This window comes from Rathayibacter sp. PhB186, assembly GCF_003751825.1.
In the GTDB taxonomy this organism is placed as follows: domain Bacteria; phylum Actinomycetota; class Actinomycetes; order Actinomycetales; family Microbacteriaceae; genus Rathayibacter; species Rathayibacter festucae.
In genome coordinates, this window is sequence record NZ_RJKO01000001.1 from 274,466 (window position 1) to 296,804 (window position 22,339).

Genomic DNA, 22,339 nt, shown 5'->3' on the forward strand with positions numbered 1-22,339 from the left:
TGGGTGGGGTGCTGCTGCGGTTGCAGTGCTGCTGCGGATGCAGTGGTGCTGCGGGAGAGAAGACAGTGGTGCTGCGGGAGGGAAGGAGGAGGGGCGCTCGGGCTCAGCCGAGCGGCTGCCAGGGCCCGTACGGGTCGCCCGGGGCCTGGTTGTGGGTCCACCACTTCGCGCGGTAGCGCTGGCCCTGGTGGACGACGACGTCGCCGGTGTCGAAGATGCGCGAGGCGGTCCAGACCGCGGTGCCGTCGGGTGCGGTCGCGAGCTGCTGCCACGGGCCGTTCGGGTCGCCGGGGGTCTGGTTGCTCGTCCACCACGAGGCCCGCCAGAGCGAGCCCTGGAAGAGCACGCTGTCGCCCTGCTGGTAGACGGAGGTCGCCGACCAGGTGGCCGCGGCCTGGCGCCGGAGGGCCAGCGCGTCGACCGTCAGGCCCGCGCCGCCGGGGCCGCTCGCCAGGATCGCGACGGTGGCGGTGCCGGCCGGCAGCGAGAACTCCGCCGAGCGCACGTCGGCCCAGCCGCTCGTGGTGGGGATCTCGGTGCGGTGCTCGACGCCGTCCGCGCCGGTGACCACGATCCGCGCGGAGTCGAGTCCGCCCGGCCGGTCCGCGCGGAGGGACAGCGTGTAGACGCCCGCGGGGACCTCGTCCTGCTGCTGCACGCCGCCCGAGAAGGCCTGCGCCGCGCCGAGCCGGAGCGCGAAGCGCGAGCCGTCGGCGCCGGGCGAGGGGTTCGAGACGAAGCCGGTGGTCGTCGAGGCGGGGTCGGTGGTCTGCGTCCAGCCGGTGACCGTGGTCACCGCGATCCGGTCGGCGGCGAAGTCGGGGTTGAGGATCCAGTTGTTGCCGGCGCCGACCTGCCACTCGCCGGAGCGGGCATCGATGTCCCACTCGCTCAGCGACTCGAAGCGGACGTCCGCGCCGGTCCCGCTGAGCGGCAGCCACTGGTTGTAGCCGAGGCCGTTCCAGGCGAAGTCGGCCCAGCGGTCGCCGGCGTAGATCACGGTGTCCTGCTCGGTGCCCTGCACCGTCAGGAAGAAGCCGCTCTGGGTGACGTGGCTGTAGTCCTTCTCGGTGCCGGGGAGCACGTACATGCTCGAGTACGGCCCCTGGATCCGGCCCTCGAGCGAGCGCACGAGGTAGGTCTGCGAGGTGTTCCAGCCGTGCAGGTCCGAGCTCGCGACGTAGTACTGGCCGTCGAGCTTGAACATCGCGTTGCCCTCGCGGCCGGCGCCGCGGTAGACCTCGACGGCCGTCTCGACCGAGAGCGAGTCGGTGTCGCTGATCCGGCCCACGTAGGTCCGGCTGCGGCCGTCGCGGTAGGAGAAGACGAGGTAGTCCGCGCCGTCGTCGTCCGTGAAGACCGTCTGGTCGCCGGTGCCCTGCTCCCAGCCCGGCTTGCTCGGGTTCCGGTAGACGCCGGGGATATGGGTCTGCAGGTTCGCGTACTCGAAGTCGGCGACGGGCGAGTCCCCGCTGAGGAAGAGGACTCCGGCGTTCGTGACGCGGGCCGGGTCGGGGCTCTCGAACTGGGTGAGCAGGACGTACTTCCCGGTCTGCTCGTTGTAGGCGACGCCGAGCCGGCCGATCCAGACCGCGTCGGCGAGCGTCTCCATGTCCGAGAAGTAGCTGCCCGTGACGTCCTTCGAGGCGGGGATGTGCAGCGCGGTGTCCCTCGTGGCGACGTCGTTCTCGAACGTCCAGTTCACGAGGTCCTCGGAGGAGTACGCGGTCACCGCGACGAAGTCGCCCTCGCCGGCCCGGGTGTAGGTGCGGGTCGGGGAGTCGTAGTAGAGCTGCGAGCCGGTGTACTCGACGCCGTACCAGTAGTAGCGGTCGCCGAAGCGGAAGATCCCGCCGCCCTGGGAGAAGATCGGGTCGCCTGCGGTGTCGAGCCAGAACCGGTTGTTCTCGATCGTCTCGAGAGTGCCGTCGGCGAGCGGGACGAGGGCGGCGGCGGTGGTCTGCAGGCCGTTCTTCGCGGCGACGACGGCCGCGGCGCTCGCTGCGGGGTCGTCGAGGAGCTCGCCCGCGGTGACCGTCGCCGCGGCGAACGGCGCCCACGACGCGGCGGTGTAGGCGGAGGGGACGCGGGTGCGGTACTCGTCGAGCCGCTCGCGCAGTCCCGAGATCCGGACGAGGCCGGTCTCGGCCGCCTCGAGGGCGCTGCGGGCGGCCAGCAGGGCGGCGTCGGTCGAGGCGGCGTCGTCGCGGGTGGCGGTCGCGGTCGCGAGGGCGGTCGAGAAGGGGGCCCAGGAGGCGGCGGTGAAGTCGCCCGCGGCGAGCGCGCCCACCCGGTCGAGCGCGGCGGCGAGGCGGGCGCGCTCGTCGACGAGCACGGTGCTGGTGAACTCGGCGGAGGCGTGGTTGATGAAGCCGACCGTGACGACCCGGAGGACGTGGTCGCCGGGGGCGAGCCCGGTGAAGGACGCGATCGGGACCGTCGTGGTCGACCGGGCGCCGCGGTAGTCGGCCGAGCCGATCCTCACGCCGTCGACGAAGACGTCGGCGGTGCCGTTGGTGGTGGCCTTCCGGCCCGAGAGGGCGACCGTCTCGCCGGTGAAGGCGATCTCGAAGGCCGCGCCGCCGGTCGCCCAGGTGTGCGTGCTGTTCTTCGACCAGGCGCCCTCGTAGAAGGTGGCGTCCGGCGTGCCGCGCACGGTCGTGGTCTCGGTGAAGGCGACCGTCGTCGTCCGGATCTCGGCGGCCTCGGCGGTCTGCCCGGCGAGGGGCGACAGGCCGGCGAGCACGAGCAGCCCGGCGAGCAGAGCAGCGATCAGGGCGGGGAGCCGCCTCGTCGTCGTACGCGTCATGTCGTGCCTCCGTCATCGCAGGTCCACCGTGGTACAGCGCTGTACCACGAACGCGAATCTAGCCTGGAGGATCCTGTGAGGGCAAGGAGACTTTTCTCTGATCAGCGTGTCGTGCCGCGGGCGACGACCTGCGACCGGGCGAAGAGCGTGGTCGCGGGAGCCTCCACCCGGTCGATCCGCGCGACCAGCCGCTCGAGCGCCGTGCGGGCGATCCACTCGATCCGCGAGTCCATCGAGGTGAGCGGCGGCGAGAGGAACGCCGACTCCTCGATGTCGTCGAAGCCGATCACCTGCACCTCGTCCGGGATGCGCAGTCCGCCCTCGCGCAGGGCCGAGATCGCGCCGGTCGCGAGGACGTCGTTGAAGCAGACCAGGCCGTCGAACGGCACCCCCGCCTCGACGAGCGCGCGGGCGACCCGGAAGCCGGAGCCGATCGTCCAGTCGTAGCCGGTGACGCCCACCAGGCGCGGATCGAGCGCGCGGCCCGCGGCGGCGAGCTCCTCGACGACCCCGCGCAGCCGCTGCTCGGCGTTCCCCTCGCGGGCGGCGCCGATCCGGTCGGCGTCGAAGGGCGAGTGCGCGCCGACGACGGCCAGCGCGGTGCTGCCGCGTGCGAGGAGGTGCGCCGTGGCCGCGCGGGCGTCGGCGACGTCGTCGGTCGTCACCCGGTCCACCAGCTCATAGGTGTCGCGGGTCCCCAGGCAGACCAGGGGGTACTCGACGGCGAGCGCCGAGCGGTCGAGGGTCTCGTGCTCCGACAGCGAGAGCAGCAGCCCGTCGGTGAGCTGCGAGTTGAAGCGCTGCAGCAGCCGGCGCGAGCCGTCCCCGCCGTCGTCGGGGTAGGTCGTGACGGAGACCGCGAGGTCCATGTCGCGGGCGGTCTCGATGACCGCCTCCGCCAGCTCGGCGAGATAGGCGGCCTTCAGGGTCGGCACGGCGAGCGTCACCGCATCGGTTCGTCCGCGGGTCAGATTTCGGGCCGCGACGTTCACCGTGTAGCCGAGCTCCGCGACCGCGGCCCGGACGCGCTCCCGCGTGCCGTCGGCCATCCGGCCCGTGCCGTTGACCGCGTTCGACGCCGTCTTCAGCGAGACCCCGGCGCGCTCGGCGACCGACTCGAGCGTCGCCTTCCGGCGCGGTGGGGCCATGTCGTCGCGCCTTCCGTCGTCCCGGGCGGTCCGCCTGCGCCCTCCCCATGGATACACCACGGCTCGGATCTCGTCCTGCGCGAGGGCCGAGGTCAACCCTCCCCGGCGGTCCGAGCACGCCGACGGAGAGCGGCGGATACTGGAGGGGCACCCGATAGCAGACAGATGTCGGACTGCGCGGAGCGCGGCCCGGCGAAGGAGGAACCGTGAAGGCACTGCGCTACACCACCGTCGGACAGGCCCCCGAGGTCGTCGAGATCGAGAAGCCCGTGCCCGGTCCGGGCGAGATCCTGCTGAAGGTGACCGCCGCCGGCGTCTGCCACTCCGACGACTACGTGATGAGCCTCCCCGAGGAGGACTACCTCGCCCAGCACTACCCGCTGCCGCTCACCCTCGGCCACGAGGGTGCGGGCGTGATCGAGGAGTTCGGCCCCGGCGTCGAGACCGGCCTGCGGACCGGCGAGGCCGTCGCCGTCTACGGACCGTGGGGCTGCGGCCACTGCCTCAACTGCTCGCGCGGCGCGGAGAACTACTGCACCAACGCCGAGGCCGAGGGCATCCGCCCGCCCGGCCTCGGCAACCAGGGCTCGATGGCGGAGTACATGATCGTCGACGACGTCCGCCACCTGATCCCGATCGGCGACCTCGACCCGGTGAAGAACGTCTCGCTCACCGACGCCGGGCTCACGCCGTACCACGCGATCAAGCGCAGCCTCCCGAAGCTCGGCGCGGGCACCTACGCCGTCGTCATCGGCTCGGGCGGGCTCGGCCACGTCGGCATCCAGATCCTCAAGGCGCTCTCCGGCGCGACGGTGATCGTGCTCGACGTCAGCGAGGAGAAGCTCGAGCTGGCGAAGCACGTCGGAGCGGACGTCACGCTGATCAGCGACGCCTCCGCCGCCGAGAGGATCCGCGAGATCACCGGCGGGCTGGGCGCGGACGCCGTCTTCGACTTCGTCGGCGCCGGCCCGACCATCGCGACGGCCACGGCGGTCGCGGCCGTCGAGTCGGACGTCACCATCGTCGGCATCGGCGGCGGCCAGGCGACCGTCGGCTTCGGCACGATCGCCTACGACGCGGCCCTGCGGATCCCCTACTGGGGCTCCCGCAGCGAGCTGATCGAGGTCTTCGAGCTCGCCAAGGCGGGCCGCATCGACGTCGAGGTGCAGCGCTACGCCCTCGCCGACGCCCCCCGGGCCTACGCCGACCTGCACGACGGCACCGTCCGCGGCCGCGCGGTCATCGTCCCGTAGGCCGCGATTGCCCGCAGGGGCGGCGACCCATGCTGGTCGAGTAGCCCGCAGGGCGTATCGAGACCCACGTCCGGCAGAACGGCGGACCTCGATACGCCCTCTCGAGGGCTGCTCGATCAGCATGGAGGAGACCCACCCGTCTAGCCTTCGAGGATGCGCTCCCGGCTCCTGCACGCCCGCGAATCGTTCTGGTTCCTGCCCACCCTGTTCGGCGTCCTCGCCATCGCCCTGGCCTTCGGGCTGATCGAGCTCGACCGGCTGCTGATCCGCGCGGGCATCCAGGACCTCCCCCTCGTCGAGGACCTCTCCGCGACCGGCGGCCGGGCGATCCTCTCCGCGATCGGCGGCACGATGCTCGGGGTCGCCGCGACCTCGTTCTCGATCACGATCTCCGTCCTCGCCACCACGTCCTCCGCGTACGGGCCCCGGCTGGTCCGCAACTTCATGGCCGACCGCGGCAACCAGGTCGTCCTCGCGGTGCTGACCTCGACGTTCCTCTACTCGCTGATCGTGCTCCGCTCGGTGCACACCGAGGAGGATTCGACCCTCGCCTTCGTACCGGTCGTCGCAGTCGGCTTCGCGGTGGTGCTGGCCGTCGGCGACGTCGCGGTGCTGGTCTACTTCATCCACCACATCGCGCTGTCGGTGCAGGTGACCACGCTGCAGAAGCGCGTGCTCGGCGAGCTCGAGGACGTCATCGCGGAGCTGTCGGGCGACGAGGACGAGCGGGACCGGCGCGAGGAGCCGTTCCCCGCCGGCGGTGTCGTGCTGACGGCGCCGCGCTCCGGCTACGTCGAGCAGCTCGAGTTCGAGCGCCTCGTCGCGCTCGGCGCCCGCCACGACGCGGTGCTGCGGACGCTCGCCTCGCCCGGCGACCACGTGCTGGCCGGCGACCCCGTGCTCGAGCTCGTCGGTGGGAGCGACCTCGAGGAGGCGGCGCTCGCCGCGGTCGTGATCGCCGACGCGCGCACCCCGCACCAGGACCTCCGCTACGCCGTGCAGCAGGTCGTCGAGATCGGCGTCCGCGGCCTGGCGACCGGCACCAACGACCCGTACACCGCGGTCAGCGCGCTCGACGCCCTCACCGGCGCGCTCGTCGAGCTCTGCCGGGGCGACGGCCCGCGCACCCGCTTCCGCGACGCGGACGGCGTCGCCCGGCTGTGGTGCACCTGGCCGACCGCCGCGGACCTCCTGGCCGAGGTCTACCTCGCCCTGCGCGCCTACGCGCTGGACCAGCCGCTCGTCGTCCGCGCCGGCCTCCGCCTGGCGCAGCGCCTCGAGCCCGTCGCCCGCGGCACCGCGCGCACCGAGCTGCACCGCCAGCTCGAGGCCTTCGCCGGTGCCTACGACGCCGCCGACCGCGACGCGCTCGAGGCCCCCGTGGTGCGCCGCGACCTGGCCGAGCTGGTCGCGCGCCTGTCCGCCGTGGAGTCCGCGCGCAGCTGAGGTCCAGCTGCGCCGCACGATCCGTGCCGTTCTGCCGCGTCGGTGTCAGAGGTTGGGCGCGAGCGCGGCCGGGGTGCGACCCTGTCCGGGCTCGACCCCCGAACCCCGCTCGCCACCCCTGAGGAGCGCCCGTGTCCCGTCCTCGCCCCCGGCCCCTCCGCACCCGCCGTCGCCACCGCGGCCCCGCGGCCGCCGCCTCCGTCCTGATGACCGTCGCGCTGCTCGGCGCGGCGGCGACCACCGCCCAGGCCGCGGATCCGGCGCCGACGCCCTCGGCCTCGCCGAGTCCGGCGGCCGAGCACCCCGCCGTCGAGACGAGTGTGACCGGAGCGTTCGTCGTCGAGCCGGGCCGGCCGATCGTGGTCGGCACCCCGGTCACGTTCACCTACCGCTGGAAGAACACCGGCGACGTCCCGTTGAAGGGCCTCCGGGAGGAGCTCGCCGTCGGTGCGACATACGAATGGATCGAGAATCAAACTGTCGAACCGGAGGACCTCGTCCTCGGGGTCGTCCGGACGGCCGGCGACGAAGGCACCCTGAGGACTCCCGCGGGCGCGACCGTCCCGTACTCCATCGCCGAGTACTTCCTCCGGATCCCCGGCGCCGGTCCGCAGCCGTCCGTCGCGGTCGAGCACCCCGGGATCACGATCACCGTCACCGGACGCTTCGACCTGAGGCCGGGGGAGACGGTCTCGGTCGAGACCCCGTTGCACATCTTCCGCCACGTCGTGAACACGGGTGATGTCCCACTCGTCATCGAGGGGATGCTGCTCCAGCCCGGCCACTCGGTCGACCTCCCCCTGATCGCGGACGCCAGTCCGGAGCAGTTGAAGCAGGGCTTCGTGCAGGTCGAGGGGAGTCTCGGGCGGGTGCCCACGCCGACCGGTTTCTACACCACTCCGTCCTACTCCGTCCGGATCCCGATTCCGGGTGCGACGCTGACGGTGGACTCCGGGCCTCCTGCTCCCGCGCCGACCGTCGCCCCGTCGCCGACGACCGTCCCCACGCCGACGTCCGCTCCGTCGGCGGGACCCGTGGTCGAGCATCCCGGGATGACGATCACCGTCACCGGCAAGTTCCTCATCAAGCCGGGCGAGACGGTGCAGGTCGGCATTCCGGTGCAGTACACGCTGCATGTCGCGAACACCGGCGACGTCCCGCTCACGCTGGCCGGCACCCGGATCGAGCCGGGGCGGTCGACGGACGTCGTCCAGAACAGGACGGTCACGCAGCAGGATCTCGACAGGGGATACGCGGAGACCGCGGGGAGCTTCGGCCGGATCCCCACTCCCACCGGCTCGTATGCGAGTCCCGACTACTCCTACCGCCTGCCGATCCCCGCCGTGACGCCGACTCCTGCCCCGACGCCGACTCCGACGGCCACACCCACACCCACACCCACACCCACACCCACACCCACACCCACACCCACGTCCACGCCCACGCCCACGCCGACCCCCGCGGTCGAGCACCCCGCGGTGCCCGGGCTCGCCGGCCGCGTCGCCGGCTCGCCGGCCCTCGCTCCGGGGGAGAAGCCGAGGATCGGCACGAGGGTGACGTGGACCGTGACGGTCACCAACACCGGCGACGTCGAGCTGCAGGACGTGCGGCTGCGCGGCGGGAAGGAGCGGGTCTTCCTCGCGCCGGGCGAGACCCGGACCCTCACCCGGTCGACGACGCTCTCGGCGCACGACCTCGAGACGAGGCGCGTCTCGAGCATCACCCAGGTGTCGGGCCGTACTCCGGAGGGAGCGCTCGTCCACCTGGAGGTCCGGGGAGCCCGCCTGATCCGCCTCCCGTAGACGGGCGCCCAGCGGACTCACGAGGCCGGCAGCACACCGGTCGAGCCGCATCCCGTGCTGGTCGAGCAGCCGCGGAGCGGCGTCTCGAGACCATGTCCTGCAGCACGGTGGATCTCGATACGCCCTCTGCGAGGGCTACTCGATCAGCATGAGGCAGGCGGCTCTTCCCATGGTGGTCGAGTAGCCGCGCTGCGGCGTCTCGAGACCGCGCATCAGCGCAGCGGCGCCGTCGACGAGCGCAGCACCAGGCGGGCGGTGACCGCCGTCCGCTCCTGGCGCTCGCCGGTGCGGATGCGCGCGGCCAGCATCTGCAGGGCCTTCTCGCCGAGCAGCTGGTGGTCGAGGTGCATCGTCGTCAGCGGCGGCGAGTAGTACGCGGAGTCGGGCATGTCGTCGACGCCGACGATCGAGTAGTCGCCGGGCGCCGTCCGGCCGCGCTCGGACATCGCGCGGAGGAAGCCGAGCGCGATCTGGTCGTTGGCGGCCGAGACCGCGGTGAACGACTCCGGGTCGACGGCCCGGCCCTGCGCGGCTCCCGACTCGGCGTCCCACTCCGCACAGCGCAGCACCTCGAGCGGGGCGACCCCCGCCTCCGTCAGCGCCGCCCGGTAGCCGCGCTCGCGGTCGACGGCCTCGTTGCGGTCGCCGGGGCCCGCGAGGTGCAGGATCCGCCGGTGCCCGAGCTCGAGCAGGTGCCGGGTGCCGAGGTAGCCGGCGCCGTAGGAGTCGGCGTAGGTCGAGTCGCCCACGGGGCCGCCGCGCTCGGAGCGCGTCACGACCGGCACCGAGGCGGCGATGTACTCGACCAGCTCGTCGAGCCCGCCGTAGGGCGTGCCGACGATGATCCCGTCGACCTGGAAGGAGAGCAGCTTGTCGACCGCGTGCCGCATCTCCTCGCGGGCTCCGGGGGCGTCCGGCCCGACCTCGAGCAGGGCCGTGATCAGCGAGAGCCCCTCGGCGCGCGCGGCGCGGCTCACCCCGGTCAGCAGCTCGGAGTGCCCGTAGTTCAGCGGCCCCATCGCGAGGAAGCCGACGGTGTCGGTGCGCTGGACCCGGAGGTTCCGGGCGACGCGGTTGTGCCGGTAGCCGAGCTCGGCGATGGCCGCCTCGATGCGCACCCGGGTCGCCGGAGCGACGTAGCCGCCGGTGAAGAAGCGGGAGACGGTCTGCGCCGAGACCTCGGCGTGCCGCCCGACGTCGGCCATGCTCGGCCGCGCGCGGGGCAGGGACGTGCTCGGCATCGAGGCTCCCTCCCTGGCGGCGACCCGCTCACTCTACTGAGCCGATTCCGGGCCGATCGCCGTTACCCGATCGTGACCCATCAACCGGTTGCGCGCATTGTCGCCCGAATGTGTTATCGATAACGTATCCCTCATCCACCGCCGTTGGAGCTCCAGTCCCGGCCCTGATCGGCGGATCCGACGTCGATGTCGCGCTGCTGCGATGTCGAGCAGCGAAAGGACGCGACGATGCGTGCTCTGACCCGTTCCCGTGCTCTGACCCGATCCGTCGCCCTCGCCACGGGCGCTCTCCTCCTCGCAGGCCTGGCCGGCTGCTCCGCGAGCGGCGGCGACTCCGGCGGCAAGACCGAGATCACCTGGTTCAAGCTCACCGAGTCGGCCGACTCCGCGAACGCGACGATCAACGAGATCGTCAGCGACTTCGAGGAGGCGAACCCCGACATCACCGTCAAGGTCGAGCAGCGGGCGGTGGACGCGCACAAGGACGCGCTGCGCACCACGCTCGGCACGAGCGGCGCCCCCGACCTCTTCTTCTCCTGGGCCGGCCCCGGTCTCGGCGGCGAGTTCATCGACGCCGGCGCGAGCCTGGACCTGAAGGAGTACTACGACGAGTACGGCTGGGCCGACCGCTTCTCCGACACCACGATGTCCACCGTCACCCAGTACGGCGGCTACGACGGCGTGCCCTACACCCAGCGCACCGAGGCGGTCTTCTACAACAAGGACCTCTTCGAGCAGGCCGGCATCGACGCCGCGCCCACCTCCTACGACGAGCTCGTCGAGGACGCCGGGAAGCTCAAGGACGCGGGCATCACCCCGTTCGAGTTCGGCGGCACCGTCAACTGGCACGTGATGCGCCTGCTCGACAGCCTGCTCGAGACCGAGTGCGGCGCCGACGGCTACCAGGCCCTCGTCACCGGCGAGGCGAGCTGGGCCGACGAGTCCTGCGTCACCGACACCTTCACCGAGTTCGCCACCTGGACGTCGGACTACGTGAACGACGGCTTCATCTCGATCAACAACGACGAGTCGAGCTCGCTCTTCTTCGCCGGCAAGGCGGCCATGGCGATCGAGGGCGACTGGTTCAACCAGCAGATCCGCGACGCCGGGATGTCCGAGGACTCGGTCGGCATCTTCGCCTTCCCCACGGGCACCGACCGCATCTACGGCTTCAACGAGAACAACTACATCTCCGCGAACTCGGAGCACGCCGACGAGGCCGCGAAGTTCCTCGACTACCTGACCTCGCCCGAGGCGCAGGCGAAGTTCATCGCCACCTTCGGCAGCCGCTCGGTCAACGTCGACGTCACCCCCGAGGACCAGAGCGCCTTCGACGCCCTCTGGAACCCGATCACCGAGGCGGCGACCGGCGTCTACATGAACAACGACCAGAACCTCTCGCAGTCGCAGACCACCGAGTACTGGCGCATCCAGAACCTGGTCGCGACCGGCGACCTCGACCCGGCCGACGCCGGCGCCGAGTTCCAGAAGTTCATCGACCAGCAGTGACGCCCGGGGCGGAGGGGGCCGCGCGTCCCCTCCGCCCGAGCGCCGCCGTGCCCGAGCACCCCGTGTCCGAGACGTCCGAGAGGTCCGCCATGACGACATCCACCCCCGCCCGCCCGCGGCAGTCCGCGCCGGAGCAGCCGCGGAGGAAGCATCCGCGCCGCCGGGCCCTCGCCCGCTTCGGCGGCACCGGCTTCGTCGCGGCCCTGCCGTTCCTCGCGCCGGCGCTCGCCGCCTACCTCGTCTTCGTGGTCGGCCCCTCGCTCGAGTCGGTGCGGCTCAGCTTCTTCGAGTGGTCCGGCTTCCAGGGCGCCCCGCAGGTCTTCGTCGGACTGCAGAACTACGTCCGCATCTTCACCCAGGACCCGGTGTTCTGGACCGCGTTCTCGAACACCCTGATCTGGGTGGTGCTCTCGCTCTTCATCCCGGTCGGCCTCGGGCTGGTGATGGCGCTGGCGCTGAACCGCCCGCTGTTCGGCCGCAACGCCTTCCGCTCGCTCTTCTACATCCCGGGCGTGCTCGCCCCGATCGCCATCGCGAACATGTGGCGCTGGATGTACAACCCCAACTACGGCGTGGGCGTGAACCTCGCCCAGCTGTTCGACCTGCCGTGGCTGGCCGAGGTGCAGTGGCTCGGGGACAAGAACCTCGCGCTCTACTCGATCTTCGCGGCCTTCGTCTGGCAGATCGCGGGCACGAACATGGTGCTCTTCCTCGCGGGTCTGCAGAGCGTCTCGCCCGACCACGTCGAGGCGGCGCGGCTCGACGGCGCGAACGCCTGGCAGGTCTTCCGCAACGTGACGATCCCGGCGCTGCGGCCGACCACGGTCATCGTCGTCGTCCTCACGATCATCAACTCGATCAAGGTGTTCGACCTGATCGTCGGCATGACCGGCGGCGGCCCGGCGCAGCAGACGCAGGTGCTCGCGCTGTGGTCGTTCCAGCAGTCCTTCAACAACCACGAGTACGGCCAGGGCAACGCGATCGCCACGGTCCTGCTCGTGATCACCCTCGTCATCGTCGTCCCGTACATGGTGTGGACGGCTCGTCAGGAGAAGAACTCATGAGCGTCACGAGCATCCCGACCAGCGCACCCGGCCTGGTCGCGCCGCCCAAGCGCCCCCGCCGCCCGGTCGGCGGCCGCGACTACATCCGGATCGGCCTCTGGATCGCGCTGGTCTTCGCCGTCCTGATCTGGGCCGTCCCGCTGATCTTCATGGTCTTCACCTCGCTGAAGAGCGAGGCCGACATCTTCAGCACTCCGGCCTTCGTGCCGCCGTGGTCGCCCGACTTCGGCAACTACGTCGAGGCGCTCGACCGCGGCAACCTGCTCACCGCGGGCGGCAACAGCCTGATCATCGCGCTGTTCAAGGTGCCGATCGGCCTCTTCATCTCGGCGGCCGCCGCCTTCGCGCTGGCGCGGATGCGGTTCCGCCGGCAGCGCCTGCTGATGGGCGTGATCGCGCTCGGGGCGATGGTGCCGATCCAGGTCGCGATCGCGCCGCTCTTCCAGGTCATCAACGGGCTCGGCCTGTTGAGCAGCAATTTCGGCATCATCCTGCCGTACATCGCGTTCGGCCTGCCGTACCAGACCTTCATCCTCTACGGCTTCTTCCGGCAGATCCCCGAGGAGATCGACGAGAGCGCGCGGATCGACGGCGCCGGCAACTGGCGGCTGTTCCTGACGATCATCCTGCCGCTGGCCCGCCCGGCCCTCGCCGCGCTGTTCATCCTCGACTTCGTCTCCACCTGGAACGAGTACTCCATCGCGCTCGCCCTGCTGCAGAGCCAGGACTCCTGGACGATCCCGCTCGCGCTGCAGGGCTTCCAGTCGCAGTTCACCAGCTCGTACGGGCCGCTGAACGCCTTCACCATCATGTCCGTGTTCCCCGTGCTGATCGTCTACCTGATGTTCCAGCGCTACTTCGTCGAGGGCGCCTTCGCCGGCGCCGTGAAGGGCTGACCGTGCCGCACACCACCGACACCGCCGAGCGGTTCTCGCGAGAGACGCGCCTGTTCGAGGTCCTCCGCGACCCGCGCGGGCACGCCGTCGTCGAGCGCCGCCTCCCCGGGCTGGTGCACTCCTCGATCCTGCACACCCTGCACAGCTATCCGCTGGGGCTCGTCGTCGACACCGAGGAGTCGCTCGACGCGGCCGAGCGCGAGGCGCTGCTGGCCGAGGTCGCCGCGATCCCGACGGAGGAGCCGGCGCCGGTCCGCGAGCAGGAGCGGTACGTCGAGCCCTCCGGGGACTACGAGACCGCGGACGTCCCGCTGGCGTCGGCCGGCGTGTCCGCGCCGGCCGACGCCTCCGTCTTCGGGCGGTTCGAGATCGAGCTGCGCGGGCCCGCGCACGGCAACCCGTTCGTCGACGTCGCGCTGTCGGCGATCGTCGACGGGCCCGACGGGTCGGTGCGCGTGCCCGGCTTCTACGACGGCGACGGCGTGTACCGGCTGCGCTGGATGCCCGAGGCACCCGGCGAGTACGCCTGGACCACCTCGAGCAGTGCCCGCTCGCTCGACGGCGTCACCGGCTCCGTCTCGGTGACCGCGGCGGTGGCGGGGCAGCACGGCCCGGTACGGGTGGCCGACACCTTCCACTTCGCGCACGCTGACGGCACGCGGCACCGCCCGCTGGGCACCACCTCCTACGCCTGGACGCACCAGGGCGACGAGCTGGAGGAGCGGACGCTCGCCGCGCTCGCCACCGCTCCCTTCACCAAGATGCGGATGTGCGTCTTCCCGAAGTCGTACCTCTTCAACGAGAACGAGCCGGAGCTCTACCCGTTCGAGGGCTCGCCGGCGACGGGGTTCGACTGGCAGCGCTACGATCCGGCGTTCTGGGCGCACCTCGAGCGGCGGATCGAGCAGCTCGGCGAGCTCGGCATCGAGGCGGACTTGATCCTCTTCCACGCCTACGACCGCTGGGGCTTCTCGACGATGGACTCCGTCGCCGACGACCGCTACGTGCGCTACGCCGTGGCGCGGCTCGCCTCGTTCGCGAACGTCTGGTGGTCGCTTGCGAACGAGTACGACCTGCTGTTCGAGAAGACCGAGGAGGACTGGGAGCGCTTCGCCGGGATCGTGGGGGAGGACGACCCGTCGCGGCACCTGCTCTCGATCCACAACTGCCGCGAGTTCTACGACCACTCCCGGCCGTGGATCACGCACGCCAGCATCCAGCGGCAGGACGTCTACAAGACGGCCGAGATGACGACCGAGTGGCGCCGCTGGGGCAAGCCGGTCGTGATCGACGAGTGCGCCTACGAGGGCGACATCGACCAGGGCTGGGGCAACATCACCGGCGAGGAGCTGGTGCGGCGGTTCTGGGAGGGCGCGCTGCGCGGCGGCTACGTCGGGCACGGCGAGACCTACGTGCACCCGGACGACGTGCTCTGGTGGTCGAAGGGCGGCGAGCTGCGCGGGACGAGCCCGGCGCGGATCGCGTTCCTGGAGTCGGTGCTGGCCGAGGGTCCCGCTCGCGGCCTCGAGCCGATCCCGCTCGACTGGGACGTGCCGCGCGCCGGCGTCGAGGGCGAGTACTACCTCTACTACTTCGGCTTCGACCGCCCCACCTACCGCCGCTTCCTGCTCGAGCCCGACGTCTCGTACACGGTCGACGTCCTCGACACGTGGGCGATGACGATCGAGCGCCTGCCCGGCACCTACTCGGGCCGCTTCCGCATCGACCTGCCGGGCCGCGAGTACATCGCGGTGCGCCTGCAGCGCGCGGACTGACGCCAGGGCGTCCTGCTGATCGAGCAGCCCGCGAGGCGGGCCCCCGCATGCTGATCGAGTAGCCCGCGGAGCGGGCGTATCGAGATCCACCCTGCTCATGACGGTGGGTCTCGATACGCCCCTGCGGGGCTACTCGACCAGCATGGACGCGGGTCTATCCGAAGCGCGGACCCCTGTTTATCGAGCGCTCGAATCAATTCGACTAGGCTCGACGGCATGACCGAGAACACAGGCACGACCGAGATCCCGGGGGAGCTGCGCGTCGGCGTCGTCGGCCTCGGCTTCGCCGGCACCACCCACCTCGACGCCTTCCAGGCCCTCCCCGGTGCGCGCGTCGTCGCGCTCGCCGGCCAGGAGGAGGAGCGCCTGCGCGAGCTCGGCGCCACCCGCGGCGTCCCCGACCTCTACGCCGACTGGGAGGAGCTCGTCGCCCGCGACGACCTCGACGTCGTCTCGATCGGCGTGCCCAACCACCTGCACCACCCGATCGCCGTCGCCGCGCTCGCCTCCGGCAAGCACGTCTTCTGCGAGAAGCCGCTGGCCACCACCGCCGAGCTCGCCGCCGAGATGGTCGAGGCGGCCCGCGCGAACGACCGCGTCCTCGAGATCGCCTACAACCACCGCCGCCGCGCCGACGTCGCCTACCTGCGCACCTACCTCGACGACGCCCCGCTCGGCGAGATCTACCACGCCCGCGCGAGCTGGCAGCGGCGCACCGGCATCCCGGGCATCGGCTCCTGGTTCACCAGCAAGGAGCTCGCCGGCGGCGGACCGCTGATCGACCTCGGCTCGCACGTCCTCGACATCGCGCTGCACCTGCTCGGCGAACCGCGGGTGACCAGCGTCTCCGCCGTCGCCTACGGCGAGATCGGCCGCTCCGGTCGCGGCGGGCGCCCGCACGGCGTCGCCGCCACCGGCACGCACGCCTTCGAGGTCGAGGACTTCTCCAGCGCGCTGCTCCGCCTCGACAACGGCCGCAGCCTGCAGCTCGACGCCTCCTGGGCCAGCTACTCCAAGGTGCACGAGGACATCGAGGTCGAGCTGCTCGGCGCGGCCGGCGGCGCCCGCCTGCACGTCGCCGACTACGCGACGGAGGGGACGCTCACGTTCTACTCCGAGGTCGCCGGCGCGCCCACCGTCTCCCGCCCCGACGTCCCGGTGCCCGCCGGGCACCACCGCTCGGTGATCGCGGAGTTCCTGGCCGCCATCGCCTCGGGTGCCGACGCGCCCGCCGGCGGACCCCGCTACGCCGGCCACTACGGCGAGTACGCGCTGCACCGCAGCCGGGTGGTCGACGCGATCTACCGCTCCGCCGCCGAGAAGAAGGAGGTGGCGGTCGCATGAGCGCACCCCTCGAGGTCCTGGTCTGGAACGAGTTCCGCCACGAGACGCGCGGCGACGAGACCGTGATGCGGCACTACCCCGACGGCATCCACCGGGTGATCGCCGACGGCCTGACCGAGTCGCTCGGCGACGCCGTCTCGGTGCGCACCGCGACCCTCCCCGAGCCCGAGCACGGGCTGACCGAGGAGGCGCTGGCGAGGACCGACGTGCTGCTCTGGTGGGCGCACATCGCGCACCCGGAGGTGTCGGACGAGGTCGTGCAGCGGGTGCTGCGGCACGTGCAGGAGGGGATGGGCATCCTGATCCTGCACTCCGGCCACTACTCGAAGATCTTCCAGGCGCTGATGGGCACGACCTGCTCGCTGAAGTGGCGGAACGACCACGACCGCGAGCTGGTCTGGACGATCGCGCCGACCCATCCGATCGCCGAGGGCGTCCCGAGCCCGATCGTCATCCCCGAGCAGGAGATGTACGGCGAGTACTTCGACATCCCGGTGCCCGAGGAGACGGTGTTCCTCTCGACGTTCTCGGGCGGCGAGGTCTTCCGCTCCGGAGTGACCTACACCCGGGGCCTGGGCAAGGTGTTCTACTTCTCGCCCGGCGACCAGGACTACCCCGTCTACCACCACCCCGACATCAAGCGGGTGCTGGCCAACGCCGTGCAGTGGGCGCGCCCCACGCGCGAGCGCACCCCGCTGACGGCCGACCACCACCCCCGAGGCTGGTTCGAGTCCTGACCCCTCCCGCGAGATGCCACTTGTGCACGCCTTTCACGGCGTGTCGCGTGCACAAGTGGCATCTCGCGGAGGAGATCACGCCCGGCGGGCGTGCCAGGCGCGCAGGGCCGCGACGCCGAGGGCGGCGACGACGAGGGCCGTCGCGGGCGTGCGGAGCGAGACGGCCGGGAGCATCAGCGCGCTGGTGAAGACGGCCTGGGCGTAGTCGAGCATCTCGAGCGGATGGCGGGCCAGCACCCGCGAGCCGGCGGCGGCCGAGACGGCGGTGACCAGCACCGGCCCGACCCAGAGCACGGCGAGGCTCACGATCCACGCGATCACCCGGCCGACGGAGAGCACCCCGCACCAGGCGAGGGCGAGACCGGCCAGGATCCCCGGCAGCCACTGCACCGCGTTCAGCAGCGCGACTCCGGCGGCCGAGCCGTCGCGGCTGAGCGGCGCCACCACTCCGGTCAGCCACCCGCCGACGGCGACCGCCGCGAGCGAGATCGCCACGGCCGCCCCCGCCCGCGGTGCCCGGGCGATCACGAGCAGGAGCAGCGCTCCGACCGCGATCGCAGCGACGGTGCCGCCGACGATCGCGGCGAGGTAGAGGTCGGAGTCGCGGTCCGCCCGCAGCCCGGCGGACACGGTCAGCGCCGACTGCACCAGCGCGACGACCTGCACGCCGACCGCGCCGAGCGCCGCGCCGAGCGGGCCGATGCCGCGGCGCCGGCCGACGCGGGCCGCGAGTCCCGCGAGGGCCGACCCGATCACGATCACCGAGACGATCAGCGTCAGGAAGTACTGGCTGAACGGCAGCAGCGCGAGTGGCATCTCCTCGGGCAGCACGTCGGTCGCCCAGAGGTTCTGCAGCGGCAGCCGCAGCCCGGTGAGCAGCCACGGCAGCAGTCCGAGCACGCCGGCCGCGACGCCGACCCCGAGGCTCGGGAGCAGGCGCGGGCGACGGTGGACGGGCGCTGCGGAGGAGGTCACCCGACCATCCTCGCGCGAGTGCTGTCCCGCGGGGGCCCGCTCGTGCGACTGTGAGGAGTCCCCGCTCCTCCCCGCACCCGCGCCCCATACGAGAGGAGGGCCGCCGTGGCCCTCGACCAGACCGTCCGCTCCTCCGCGGCCGAGCTCGACCGCCTCGACCCGCTCGCCGGCTACCGCTCCCGCTTCGTCGGCGCGGACGACCCGGCGCTGCCCGCCTACGTCGACGGCAACTCGCTCGGCCGCCCGCTGAAGGTCCTGACCGAGCGCTACGCCGCGTTCGTCGAGCAGGAGTGGGGGACCCGCCTCATCCGCGGCTGGGACGACAGCTGGTTCCAGCTCCCGCTGACGCTCGGCGACCGCCTCGGCGCGTCGGTGCTCGGCGCGGCTGCCGGCCAGGTCGTCGTCGGCGACTCGACCACCGTCTCGCTCTACAAGCTGATCCGCACCGCGCTGACCGCCCGGCCCGGCCGCTCCGAGATCGTCATCGACCGCGGCAACTTCCCGACCGACCGCTTCGTCGTCGAGGGGATCGCCGCCGAGACCGGCGCGAGCATCCGCTGGATCGAGACCGAGTCGGGCTCCGGGGTCACGCCGGACGACGTCCGCGCGGTCGTCGGCTCCGACACGGCCGTGGTCGTGCTGAGCCAGGTCGCCTACCGCTCCGGCTACGCCGCCGACGTCCCGGCGATCACCGAGATCGTGCACGAGCACGGCGCGCTGGTGCTCTGGGACGTCTGCCACTCCGTCGGCGTGCTGCCGATCGAGCTCGATGCCTGGGGCGTGGACCTCGCGGCGGGCTGCACCTACAAGTACCTCAACGGCGGACCGGGCGCCCCCGCCTTCCTCTACGTCCGCCGCGAGCTGATCGCCGGCGCTCGGCAGCCGATCCAGGGCTGGATGGGCGTCAAGGACTCGTTCCGGATGGGCGAGGACTACGACCCCGCCGACGGCATCCGCCGCTTCCTCAGCGGGACGCCGCCGATTGTCGGGATGCTGGCGATGCAGGCGATGCTCGACTTGATCGAGGAGGCGGGCCTGCCCGCGATAAACGCGAAGTCGATCGCGCTGACCGCCTTCGCCGTCGAGCTGTTCGACGAGCACCTCGCCCCGCTCGGCGTCGAGCTGTCGACCACCCGCGAGCCCGCCCGCCGCGGCGGCCACATCACCGTCGACCACCCGGACTTCGCCGCGATGGTCCCCGTGCTCTGGGAGCGCGGGATCATCCCGGACTTCCGCACGCCCAGCGGCATCCGGCTCGGGCTCTCCCCGCTCTCCACGTCCTTCGCGGAGGTCGAGACCGTGGTGCTGGCGGTGCGCGACCTGCTCCTCGAGGGGGCGCGCGAGTCCCGAGAGGTGCACGGCGGCGCGTGAGCGGGGTCCTCGACCTCGCGGCGCGCGAGCCGGACGAGTTGCTGCGCTACGGGACCGCGCCTGAGCAGATCGCCGAGCTCTACCGCGGCTCGGGGCGGGGTCTCGTGCTGTTCGTGCACGGAGGCTTCTGGCGGGCGCGCTGGGACCGGAGCCACGCGCGTCCCCTGGCCGCCGCGCTCGCCGATGCCGGCTGGTCGGTGCTGCTGCTCGAGTACCGGCGCGTCGGCGACGCGGGCGGCGGATGGCCGGGAACCTTCGACGACGTCCTCGCGGCCGTCGAGGCGCTCCCTCCTCTGGTCCCCGTCGCGGAGCGGTCGCGCACCGTGCTGGTCGGCCACTCGGCCGGCGGCCACCTGGCGCTCTGGTCGCAGGCCGCGCACCCCTCACCGCACGTCGACGCCGTCGTCTCGCTGGCCGGAGTGACCGACCTGCGTGCCGCCGCGGACGAACGACTGGGCGACGGCGCCGTGGCGCAGCTGCTCGGCCCGGACGGCCCGCTCGACGACCTCGACCCGGTGCGGCTCCCCGCCCCGCCGATGCCGACCGTCCTGCTGCACGGCGCCCTCGACGACGAGGTCCCGATCGCGCACAGCCGCCGCTACTGCGTCGCGCACCCCTCCGCGCACTTCGTCGAACTTCCCGACGCCGACCACTACGCCCCGATCGACCCGCGCACTCCGGCGTTCGCCGCCCTCCTGGCCGTCCTCTCGACAGTGCCCCTGCACAACTGAGGCGGGATCTCCCGAATCGATCTGCTCTCCCGCCGATCGCGCTTCCCGGCCTTCGTTGTGCACCCGTTCGAGAGTCGACCCTCTCGTTAGACAGACCTCGCACGGCGTCGGTGCTGTCGCTCGGCGACACGGAGGCACGGCGGAGGGCTGGGCCGCCCCGTGCGATGCAGGCTGGTCGAGTAGCCCCGCAGGGGCGTATCGAGACCCGCCCAGCTTCAGCAGGGCGGCCTGCAGACTCGTCCTGCTGGGCGGGTGGATCTCGATACGCCCGCCCCGCGGGCTACTCGATCAGCATGGAAGGGGCCGCGCAAAGGCGGTGAGCGATCCGCGAGGCGGCCGCGCTCCGCCGCTACAGGGCGGGCGGGTAGAGGAAGAGGGGGACCTGCGCCGTGGGGAAGGTGCGGGTGACGTAGCTGTGGCGGCCGCCGTAGTTGTACTCCTCGAGGAGGACGGTGCCGTCGTCGTTGACCTGCTGCACGTAGGAGACGTGGTTGTAGGTCCACCAGGCGACGCAGCCGACGATCGGGACGGAGCTGGTGGCCCAGCCCTTCGCGGCCCAGTTGTCCGGCCACTCCCAGGCGCTGCCGCCCATCGGCGTGATGTTGCCCCAGGTGTACTTCCACGGGGCGGCGGTGGCGCCGGCGTCGCGGTTGAGGCGCCAGGCGACGAAGTCGACGCACTCGCGGTAGTAGTAGCCGAGCGGGGAGAGCCCGCCGCCGTTGTCGTCGATCGTCTCGTAGGGCCACGGGTAGTCGTCGCCGACGGCGCGGGTCTGCACGGTGCTGAAGCCGCCGCCGTTCGCGTTCTGCAGCACGGCCGCCTGGCGGCTGGCCTCGTCGAGCTGCGCCTGCGTCGGCGCGGCGAACGCGTCGCGGACGGCGGTCTGCCCGGCCGCCTCCGACGAGACGGTGAGGTTCTGCAGGCCCGCGCGGTTCGCGGCGGTGCCGGCCGCGGTGGCCGCAGTGCTGCGGGCGCCGTACGCGGGCAGCGCGGCGGTGGCGAAGAGGCCGCCGACGATCGAGAACGTGGCGAAGCCGAGGGTGCGCCGGCTGAGCCCACCGGAGCGAGCGGGCTGCGGTGCGGCGGGACTGCGCGGGGCGACCGTGGCGCGAGGAGTCGCGACGGGCACGGAGGCGACGGGCACAGAAGCGACGGCCGCGGCAGCGACGGGCGCAGAGGCGACGGCCGCGGCAGCGACAGGCACAGCGGCACCGGCCACCCGTGAAGCGGCGGCGGCCTCAGCGGCGCGGGCCTCGCGGCGGGTGCGGTGCACCGGCGCGGAGGGAGAGGTGTCGTGACACTCCTGCGGATCGGGAATGCCAGTGGTCGACACGCGTGCGCTCTCCTCGGGTGGGCGGACTGGGGTGGTGCAGGGGGGCCTGCGGGGTGGTGCGGGGCGCCGGCAGGGCCCGGCGACTCGTCACTCTAGCCCGCCGCCGTGCGGTAACGGAATGATCACGACGGAACTCGTCGCGCAGCGTCTCCTCCCGCTCCGGCCCCGGTGGGAGGATGGAAGGACCAGGGAAGGAGCCGTCCATGACCGAATCCACTCCCTCCGGACCCGTGCTCGTCGGCGTCGTCGACGGGCAGCGTCCCGAGGTCGTCCGCACCGCCGCGCAGCTCGCCTCCGGGCTCGGCGCGCCGCTGCTGCTGCTCACCGTGGTCGCCGATCCGTACCTCGTCGGCGAGTACGTCGACCCGATGACCGGCGGCATCCCGGTCGGCCTCGTGCCGCGCTCCGGCGGCACCGGCGCCGGCCCGACCGAGCCGCCCGGGCTCCGCGAGGAGATCGGCGCGGCCCTCGCCGGGACGGACGTCGACTGGACGCTGCGCACAGTCCAGGGCGAGCCGGCGCTGGTCCTGACCGACGTCGCCGAGGAGGTCGATGCGCGGATGATCGTGGTCGGCACCCGCGACGCCGGAGTGCTCGCGAGCATCGCCGAGTTCCTCAGCGGCAGCGTCGCGGTGCACCTCGCGCACCGTCAGCGCCGCCCCGTCCTCGTCGTGCCCCGCGCCGACGAGGGCACCCGCCGCCGCGTCCCGTGGGACACGGGGGAGTGACGCCGCCGCAGGCTTCGTCTCAGGATTCCGGGCCGTCCGCTGAGGGACCGCGCTCGCCCTGCCGCCGCTCGGCACCGTCCCGGTGGCGACGATCACGGTCGACCTCGTCGGCGGCCTCCTGCTCGGGCTGCTGCTCGCCGGCCTCGCCCGCCGCGGATGCTGCTCGAGCGGCGCTGG

General features: G+C 72.3%; 17 protein-coding genes. 12 read left to right on the forward strand and 5 right to left on the reverse strand.

What is annotated here, in order from left to right:
* Positions 1 to 103: 103 nt before the first annotated feature.
* Positions 104 to 2,809 (reverse strand): carbohydrate-binding protein, encoded by a 2,706-nt coding sequence (locus tag EDF45_RS21125; protein ID WP_185020057.1) that lies wholly within the window; start codon positions 2,807 to 2,809, stop codon positions 104 to 106.
* A gap of 101 nt (positions 2,810 to 2,910) precedes the next feature.
* Entirely contained in the window at positions 2,911 to 3,957 is a 1,047-nt protein-coding gene (locus EDF45_RS01245) for a LacI family DNA-binding transcriptional regulator (protein WP_123734665.1), read from the reverse strand.
* 206 nt (positions 3,958 to 4,163) lie between these two features.
* Here EDF45_RS01245 and EDF45_RS01250 point away from each other — a divergent pair, with 206 nt between their 5' ends.
* From EDF45_RS01250 to EDF45_RS01260, 3 genes are all read left to right on the forward strand, one after another.
* Positions 4,164 to 5,210, forward strand: coding sequence for an NAD(P)-dependent alcohol dehydrogenase (locus tag EDF45_RS01250; protein WP_123734666.1), 1,047 nt, complete (start codon positions 4,164 to 4,166; stop codon positions 5,208 to 5,210).
* 153 nt (positions 5,211 to 5,363) lie between these two features.
* The gene (locus EDF45_RS01255) at positions 5,364 to 6,656 is read left to right on the forward strand and encodes a DUF2254 domain-containing protein (RefSeq protein ID WP_123734667.1); all 1,293 of its coding nucleotides are present in this window, start codon (positions 5,364 to 5,366) and stop codon (positions 6,654 to 6,656) included.
* Between the two features lie 131 nt (positions 6,657 to 6,787).
* Positions 6,788 to 8,458, forward strand: coding sequence for a hypothetical protein (locus EDF45_RS01260; protein ID WP_123734668.1), 1,671 nt, complete (start codon positions 6,788 to 6,790; stop codon positions 8,456 to 8,458).
* Between the two features lie 212 nt (positions 8,459 to 8,670).
* Here the strand turns inward: EDF45_RS01260 and EDF45_RS01265 are convergent, their stop codons facing one another.
* Positions 8,671 to 9,699, reverse strand: a complete 1,029-nt coding sequence (locus EDF45_RS01265; RefSeq protein ID WP_123734669.1) for a LacI family DNA-binding transcriptional regulator — start codon at positions 9,697 to 9,699, stop codon at positions 8,671 to 8,673.
* Positions 9,700 to 9,927: 228 nt separating this feature from the next.
* Here EDF45_RS01265 and EDF45_RS01270 point away from each other — a divergent pair, with 228 nt between their 5' ends.
* From EDF45_RS01270 to EDF45_RS01295, 6 genes are all read left to right on the forward strand, one after another.
* Positions 9,928 to 11,208 (forward strand): ABC transporter substrate-binding protein, encoded by a 1,281-nt coding sequence (locus EDF45_RS01270; RefSeq protein WP_123735536.1) that lies wholly within the window; start codon positions 9,928 to 9,930, stop codon positions 11,206 to 11,208.
* A gap of 89 nt (positions 11,209 to 11,297) precedes the next feature.
* Complete coding sequence (locus EDF45_RS01275) at positions 11,298 to 12,272, forward strand: carbohydrate ABC transporter permease (protein ID WP_123705725.1); 975 nt, start codon at positions 11,298 to 11,300, stop codon at positions 12,270 to 12,272.
* A complete protein-coding gene (locus EDF45_RS01280; RefSeq protein ID WP_123734670.1) occupies positions 12,269 to 13,168 on the forward strand; it encodes a carbohydrate ABC transporter permease in 900 nt (299 codons plus the stop codon). Before EDF45_RS01275 ends, EDF45_RS01280 begins: the two co-directional genes overlap by 4 nt.
* 2 nt (positions 13,169 to 13,170) lie before the next feature.
* A complete protein-coding gene (locus EDF45_RS01285) occupies positions 13,171 to 14,943 on the forward strand; it encodes a DUF5605 domain-containing protein (protein ID WP_260311728.1) in 1,773 nt (590 codons plus the stop codon).
* A 216-nt stretch (positions 14,944 to 15,159) separates the two neighbouring features.
* Complete coding sequence (locus EDF45_RS01290; protein WP_123734671.1) at positions 15,160 to 16,287, forward strand: Gfo/Idh/MocA family protein; 1,128 nt, start codon at positions 15,160 to 15,162, stop codon at positions 16,285 to 16,287.
* On the forward strand, positions 16,284 to 17,024 hold the full coding sequence (locus EDF45_RS01295) for a ThuA domain-containing protein (RefSeq protein ID WP_123734672.1): 741 nt from the start codon (positions 16,284 to 16,286) through the stop codon (positions 17,022 to 17,024). Before EDF45_RS01290 ends, EDF45_RS01295 begins: the two co-directional genes overlap by 4 nt.
* 75 nt (positions 17,025 to 17,099) lie before the next feature.
* On the opposite strand, the gene EDF45_RS01300 is transcribed toward EDF45_RS01295, so the two are convergent.
* On the reverse strand, positions 17,100 to 17,999 hold the full coding sequence (locus EDF45_RS01300) for a hypothetical protein (protein ID WP_123734673.1): 900 nt from the start codon (positions 17,997 to 17,999) through the stop codon (positions 17,100 to 17,102).
* Positions 18,000 to 18,104: 105 nt separating this feature from the next.
* On the opposite strand from EDF45_RS01300, the gene EDF45_RS01305 reads away from it, so the two are divergent.
* Both EDF45_RS01305 and EDF45_RS01310 read left to right on the forward strand, forming a co-directional pair.
* Positions 18,105 to 19,370: a kynureninase gene (locus tag EDF45_RS01305; protein ID WP_123734674.1), complete on the forward strand. Its 1,266-nt coding sequence runs from the start codon at positions 18,105 to 18,107 to the stop codon at positions 19,368 to 19,370.
* On the forward strand, positions 19,367 to 20,101 hold the full coding sequence (locus tag EDF45_RS01310; RefSeq protein ID WP_123734675.1) for a S9 family peptidase: 735 nt from the start codon (positions 19,367 to 19,369) through the stop codon (positions 20,099 to 20,101). Before EDF45_RS01305 ends, EDF45_RS01310 begins: the two co-directional genes overlap by 4 nt.
* Before the next feature lie 349 nt (positions 20,102 to 20,450).
* Here the strand turns inward: EDF45_RS01310 and EDF45_RS01315 are convergent, their stop codons facing one another.
* Positions 20,451 to 21,305 (reverse strand): CHAP domain-containing protein, encoded by an 855-nt coding sequence (locus tag EDF45_RS01315; RefSeq protein WP_185020058.1) that lies wholly within the window; start codon positions 21,303 to 21,305, stop codon positions 20,451 to 20,453.
* 332 nt (positions 21,306 to 21,637) lie between these two features.
* Here EDF45_RS01315 and EDF45_RS01320 point away from each other — a divergent pair, with 332 nt between their 5' ends.
* Positions 21,638 to 22,162 carry a universal stress protein gene (locus tag EDF45_RS01320; protein ID WP_159423666.1) on the forward strand — a complete coding sequence of 175 codons (525 nt, stop codon included), beginning with the start codon at positions 21,638 to 21,640 and terminating at the stop codon, positions 22,160 to 22,162.
* The last annotated feature ends 177 nt before the right edge of the window (positions 22,163 to 22,339 follow it).